We start from the raw sequence: 6,000 nt of genomic DNA, 5'->3' as shown, positions 1-6,000 counted from the left end.
CTCAGCAATCGTTGGTTACATCTTTGATTTCTCGCGGAGTAACTTGTGATGCTGATAATCTTGTTGACTATCAGTCTGACTGCACAAGCACCCACACGAATTGCTTGATTCAGTTGTTAAAGAGCGGTTGGTTAAGATCTTTCATCTCAACCGAGCGGCGTATTCTACAGCAGCCTCTGTTGCTGTCAAGCGGTTATTTTCAGAAGTTCTCAAAGAATCCTTTGCAACTTCAACCACTTGCGCTTTCGATCTCTCGTCAGCGGGAGGCGGATTGTACAGCGTTACACACTGCTGTCAACACCTCTTTTTCAACTTCCTTTTGGCTTCGATGACCTGAAGTAACCCGCTGCCGAAAACTTCATAACTCATTGTTTACCAAGGAGCTTTCCGTTTCGACTGCGCCGGAAGTGGGGCGAATTATAGACAGATAAAATTCGCCGTCAACTGCTAATTTCATAAAACTGTCATATTGATCAAATACACCCGAAAACACGAAGGCCGGCCCTCCTCTTCCATAAGAGAGGGGCCGGCCTTCTACCCTTCTACTTACAAGCTAGGGAATGCGAACTGCGACGCTTCATGGCTGGCACGCTGTGGCCAGCGCTGGGTGATCGCCTTGCGACGGGTATAGAAGCGCACCCCATCCGGGCCATAGGCATGCAGGTCGCCAAACAGCGAACGCTTCCAGCCGCCAAAGCTGTGGTAGGCCACAGGCACCGGCAATGGAACGTTCACGCCCACCATGCCCACTTCGATCTCGTCACAGAACAACCGCGCTGCTTCACCGTCACGGGTGAAGATGCAGGTGCCGTTGCCGTATTCGTGATCGTTGATTAGCTGCATCGCCTCTTCCAGGCTATTGACCCGAACGACGCACAGTACCGGCCCAAAGATCTCTTCTTTATAGATACGCATCTCGGGAGTGACATTGTCGAACAGGCACCCACCCAGGAAGAAGCCTTCCTCATGGCCGGCAACGCTCAGGCCACGACCATCGACCACCAGGGTGGCACCGGCCACGACGCCGTCATCCACATACCCGCTGACTTTGTCGCGCGCCTGACCGGTCACCAACGGCCCCATGTCCAGGCCGCAAGAGGTGCCAGCACCGATTTTCAGTGCCTTGATCTGCGGCACCAGCTTGGCCACCAGGGCATCCGCCACCTGGTCACCGACGCACACGGCCACCGAGATCGCCATGCAGCGCTCGCCACAAGAACCGTAAGCGGCCCCCATCAGTGCGCTCACGGCATTGTCCAGGTCCGCATCCGGCATCAGCACCGCGTGGTTCTTCGCGCCGCCCAATGCCTGAACACGCTTGCCGCGCTTGGTGCCTTCGGCATAGATGTACTCGGCAATCGGCGTCGAACCGACGAAGCTCAAGGCTTTGACTTCCGGCGCTTCGATCAGCGCGTCCACCGCGGACTTGTCGCCATGCACCACGTTCATCACGCCTTTTGGCAAACCGGCTTCCAGCAACAGCTGTGCGATCAGCAGCGTCGAGCTTGGATCACGCTCGGACGGCTTGAGGATGAAGCAGTTACCGCAGACGATCGCCAGCGGGTACATCCACAGCGGCACCATGGCCGGGAAGTTGAACGGCGTGATACCGGCCACGACGCCCAGCGGCTGGAAGTCGGACCAGGCATCAATGTTCGGGCCGACGTTACGGCTGTATTCGCCCTTGAGGATTTCCGGAGCGGCACAGGCAAATTCGACGTTCTCGATCCCGCGCTTCAGTTCACCCGCTGCATCCTCCAGGGTCTTGCCATGCTCTTCGCTGATCAACTGCGAGATGCGCGCTTCGTTCTGCTCCAGCAATTGCTTGAAGCGGAACATCACCTGGGCCCGCTTGGCCGCCGGCGTGTTGCGCCAGGCCGGGAACGCTGCCTTGGCGGCATCGATGGCCTGTTGAATGGTTTCGCGACTGGCCAATGGCACTTTATGGATCGGCTGGCCGGTGGACGGGTTGAACACGTCAGCGCTGCGACCGTGGTCGGTCACCAGTTCACCATTGATCAAATGCGGGATGAGGCTCATGCGGGGCTCCTGAAAAATTGTCCACACGCGCCCGTCACCGGGCGCCTGCTGTTTGTACTTATATAGAAGGAGGAATCAGTCGATCTTGTTCAGCACTTCGCCGACCGCGTCGAACAGACGATCGAGGTCTTGCGGCTTGCTGTTGAAGGTTGGGCCGAATTGCAGAGTGTCGCCGCCAAAGCGCACATAGAAGCCGGCTTTCCACAGCGCCATGCCTGCCTCGAATGGGCGCACGATTGCATCGCCGTCGCGCCCGGCAATCTGGATTGCACCGGCCAGGCCGTAGTTACGGATGTCGATGACGTTCTTCGAACCCTTGAGGCCGTGCAGTGCATTCTCGAAATGCGGGGCCACCTCGGCCACGCTCTGCACCAGGTTTTCCTTTTGCAGCAGGTCGAGTGCCGCCAGACCAGCGGCGCAAGCCACCGGGTGCGCCGAGTAGGTGTAGCCGTGGGGGAATTCCACTGCGTATTCCGGCGTCGCCTGGTTCATGAAGGTCTGGTAGATCTCGGAGCTGGCAATGACCGCGCCCATCGGGATGGCACCGTTGGTCACTTGCTTGGCAATGCACATCAGGTCCGGGGTCACGCCAAAGCTGTCGGCACCGAACATCGCACCGGTACGGCCGAAACCGGTGATCACTTCGTCGAACACCAGCAGGATGTTGTGCTGATCGCAGATTTCGCGCAGGCGCTTGAGGTAGCCCTGAGGCGGCACCAGCACACCGGCGGAACCGGCCAGTGGCTCGACGAACACTGCCGCGATGTTCGACGCGTCATGCAGTTCGATCAACTTGAGCAGCTCGTCAGCCAGGGCAATACCGCCCTGCTCCGGCATGCCGCGGGAGTAGGCATTGCTGGCCAGCAACGTGTGCGGCAGATGATCGACGTCCATCATTGCCTGGCCAAACAGCTTGCGGTTGCCGTTGACGCCACCCAGGCTGGTGCCGGCGATGTTCACACCGTGGTAGCCACGGGCACGACCGATCATCTTGGTCTTGGTCGCCTGGCCTTTCAGACGCCAGTAGGCACGAACCATCTTCACCGCGGTATCGGCGCACTCGGAACCGGAGTCCGTGAAGAACACATGGTTCAGGTTGCCCGGCGTCAGCGCGGTAATTTTCTCAGCCAGCTGGAACGACAGCGGGTGACCGTACTGGAAGCCTGGCGAGTAATCGAGGGTGCCCAGTTGCTTGGCCACCGCCTCCTGGATTTCCTTGCGGGTATGCCCGGCGCCGCAGGTCCACAGACCGGACAGCGAGTCATAGACTTTGCGGCCCTTGTCGTCGATCAGCCAGCTGCCTTCAGCCCCCACGATCAGGCGCGGGTCACGCTGGAAGTTGCGGTTGGCGGTGTACGGCATCCAGTGAGCATCGAGCTTGAGCTGGCTGGCCAGGGATGTCGGGGCGTTTTCAGGCAAGTTCATGGGCAAAACCTCGCAAGGCAAAAAGCGGCGTAGGGATTAAAAAGCGCTGTTGCAGCTAAATTGCCACGGGGATAAAGTCTGTGAAATCCAACTTTTATAACCTTCAGTCAGCCACCCACTAAACTTTTGAGTAAGCCGCATGAGCAGCCGTCGACCCGATCCACTGGCGCAAGTCAGCGACTTTGATATCCGCCTGCTACGGATCTTTCGCAGCGTGGTCGAATGCGGTGGTTTCTCCGCGGCCGAAAGCGTGCTCGGCATCGGTCGCTCGGCCATCAGCCAGCAGATGAGCGATCTCGAACAACGCCTCGGCCTGCGCCTGTGCCAGCGTGGCCGCGCAGGATTCTCACTGACGGAGGAAGGCCGTGAGGTCTACCAATCGGCGTTGCAATTGTTAAGCGCCCTGGAAAGTTTTCGTACCGAGGTCAATGGACTGCACCAGCACTTGCGCGGCGAGTTGACCATCGGCCTGACCGACAACCTGGTGACCCTGCCCCACATGCGCATCACCCACGCCCTGGCGCAATTGAAGGAGCGCGGGCCGGATGTGCAGATCCAGATCCGCATGATCGCCCCCAATGAAGTCGAGCAAGGCGTGCTCGACGGCCGCCTGCATGTCGGCGTGGTGCCCCAGGCCAGTGCCTTGTCGGGTCTTGAGTACCAGCCGCTGTACAGCGAGCGCTCGCTACTCTATTGCGCCGTCGGCCACCCGCTGTTTTATGTCGACGACAAGCAACTGGACGATGAACGCCTCAACAGCCAGGACGCCATTGCCCCGACCTTCCGTTTACCAGCCGAGATCCAGGCCCATTACCAGGCGCTCAACTGCACCGCCAGCGCCTCGGACCGCGAGGGCATGGCGTTTCTCATTCTGACTGGACGCTACATCGGCTACCTGCCGGATCACTACGCCAGCCTGTGGGTCCAGCAGGGGCGCCTGCGCGCGCTCAAGCCCGACACCCGCTTCTATGACCTGAGCCTGGCATCGGTCACACGCAAGGGCCGACGCCCGCATCTGGTGTTGGAAAGTTTCCTGGAGAGCCTGGCGGCGACACGCTGACGGCCTGGAACTTGCGCGCCTGAGCGCTTTTGTCGCGACAAGGCTTGTCGGATTCCCGTGGGTGCGTTATCAACGCACAGGCGCCCCCACTGACCTGCCCGGAAACGTCCATGACCCTTGAAGTCCCTGCCCACGCCGGTAAACCCGCCAGCCGCATTCGCCAGAAAAACGAAGAAGCGATACTCAAGGCCGCCGAAGTCGAATTCGCGCGCCACGGCTTCAAAGGCACCAGCATGAACACCATCGCGCAGAATGCCGGGCTGCCCAAGGCCAACCTGCATTACTACTTCACCAACAAGCTCGGCCTGTACATCGCGGTGTTGAGCAACATCGTCCAGCTGTGGGACAGCACCTTCAACACCCTGACGGCCGAGGACGATCCGAGCGAAGCGCTGACCCGCTATATCCGCGCCAAGATGGAGTTCTCGCGCCGCCAGCCGCAGGCTTCGCGCGTGTTCGCCATGGAAGTCATCAGCGGCGGCGAATGCCTGACCGAGTATTTCGACCAGGACTACCGCGCCTGGTTCCTGGGCCGTGCACGCGTGTTCCAGGCCTGGATCGACGCCGGCAAAATGGACCCCGTCGACCCAGTGAACCTGATCTTCCTGTTGTGGGGCAGCACCCAGCACTATGCCGACTTCGCCACGCAAATCTGCCGCGTCACCGGTCGCAGCAAACTGACCAAACAGGACATGGAAGACGCCGGCAACAATCTGATCCGTATCATTCTCAAAGGCTGCGGCCTCACGCCTGCCATTTAAGACCCACGCCATGCCTTTTACCCTCGAAGGACTTTGCGAATACCGCGAAGAGATTCGCAAAAGCCGCTTCATTGCTCTCGCGGCGCCGATCACCACCGCCGCCGAGGCGCAGGCCTTTATCGAACAGCACAGTGACCTGAACGCTTCGCACAATTGCTGGGCCTGGAAACTCGCCGACCAATACCGCAGCAGCGATGACGGCGAGCCCGGTGGCACCGCCGGTCGGCCGATACTCGCCGCCATCGAGGCGCAGGACTGTGACCAGGTCGCGGTGCTGGTGATTCGCTGGTACGGCGGTATCCAACTGGGCACCGGTGGCCTCGCCAGGGCCTATGGCGGCAGCGCCAACAAGTGCCTGCAAGGTGCCGCGAAAATCGAGCTGATCAGCCGCGTGCCGCTCAGCTGTGCCTGTGGCTTCAGCGAGCTGGCATTGGTCAAGCTGCGCGTCGCCGAACTGGGTGGCCTGGTGGTGGACGAGACGTTCACCGCAAACGGCGTGGACCTGCAACTGGCCGTGGGCGAAACACAGATCCAGACCTTGCAGGAGCAATTGGCCGGCCTGAGTCGCGGGCGGATTGTGTTACAGCGCTGAACAACCGCCCGCCATGTTTTGGGGCAACGCGGGCATGCCAACTTCGCCAGCACTTGCCCACAGCCGCTGTGCACCCGACTGTGGATAACCTGAGCACACAGCGCTGTAACCCTTCTGACACG

At 60.1% G+C, this 6,000-nt stretch carries 5 protein-coding genes; 3 read left to right on the top strand and 2 right to left on the bottom strand.

What is annotated here, in order from left to right:
* Positions 1-546 precede the first annotated feature (546 nt).
* Complete coding sequence (locus CKW29_RS08960) at positions 547-2,040, bottom strand: CoA-acylating methylmalonate-semialdehyde dehydrogenase (RefSeq protein WP_095144858.1); 1,494 nt, start codon at positions 2,038-2,040, stop codon at positions 547-549.
* A gap of 75 nt (positions 2,041-2,115) precedes the next feature.
* Positions 2,116-3,465, bottom strand: coding sequence for an aspartate aminotransferase family protein (locus tag CKW29_RS08955; protein ID WP_095144857.1), 1,350 nt, complete (start codon positions 3,463-3,465; stop codon positions 2,116-2,118).
* A 139-nt stretch (positions 3,466-3,604) separates the two neighbouring features.
* Here CKW29_RS08955 and CKW29_RS08950 point away from each other — a divergent pair, with 139 nt between their 5' ends.
* The 3 genes from CKW29_RS08950 to CKW29_RS08940 all read left to right on the top strand — a co-directional run bounded on the left by CKW29_RS08950 (position 3,605) and on the right by CKW29_RS08940 (position 5,878).
* Positions 3,605-4,525 carry a LysR family transcriptional regulator gene (locus CKW29_RS08950; RefSeq protein ID WP_054594143.1) on the top strand — a complete coding sequence of 307 codons (921 nt, stop codon included), beginning with the start codon at positions 3,605-3,607 and terminating at the stop codon, positions 4,523-4,525.
* A 110-nt stretch (positions 4,526-4,635) separates the two neighbouring features.
* Positions 4,636-5,286, top strand: coding sequence for a TetR/AcrR family transcriptional regulator (locus CKW29_RS08945; protein ID WP_095144856.1), 651 nt, complete (start codon positions 4,636-4,638; stop codon positions 5,284-5,286).
* A gap of 10 nt (positions 5,287-5,296) precedes the next feature.
* The gene (locus tag CKW29_RS08940) at positions 5,297-5,878 is read left to right on the top strand and encodes a YigZ family protein (RefSeq protein ID WP_095144855.1); all 582 of its coding nucleotides are present in this window, start codon (positions 5,297-5,299) and stop codon (positions 5,876-5,878) included.
* Positions 5,879-6,000: the final 122 nt, after the last annotated feature.

Origin of the sequence: Pseudomonas sp. Irchel s3a18 (assembly GCF_900187535.1) — a bacterium.
GTDB lineage: Bacteria > Pseudomonadota > Gammaproteobacteria > Pseudomonadales > Pseudomonadaceae > Aquipseudomonas.
This window is presented reverse-complemented; position numbering and strand designations above follow the sequence as displayed.

What these genes read in the sequence shown, in the direction of transcription:
- CKW29_RS08960 (WP_095144858.1), bottom strand. Translation starts at nt 2,040, where the DNA reads ATGAGCCTCATCCCGCATTTGATCAATGGTGAACTGGTGACCGACCAC.
- CKW29_RS08955 (WP_095144857.1), bottom strand. Translation starts at nt 3,465, where the DNA reads ATGAACTTGCCTGAAAACGCCCCGACATCCCTGGCCAGCCAGCTCAAG.
- CKW29_RS08950 (WP_054594143.1), top strand. Translation starts at nt 3,605, where the DNA reads ATGAGCAGCCGTCGACCCGATCCACTGGCGCAAGTCAGCGACTTTGAT.
- CKW29_RS08945 (WP_095144856.1), top strand. Translation starts at nt 4,636, where the DNA reads ATGACCCTTGAAGTCCCTGCCCACGCCGGTAAACCCGCCAGCCGCATT.
- CKW29_RS08940 (WP_095144855.1), top strand. Translation starts at nt 5,297, where the DNA reads ATGCCTTTTACCCTCGAAGGACTTTGCGAATACCGCGAAGAGATTCGC.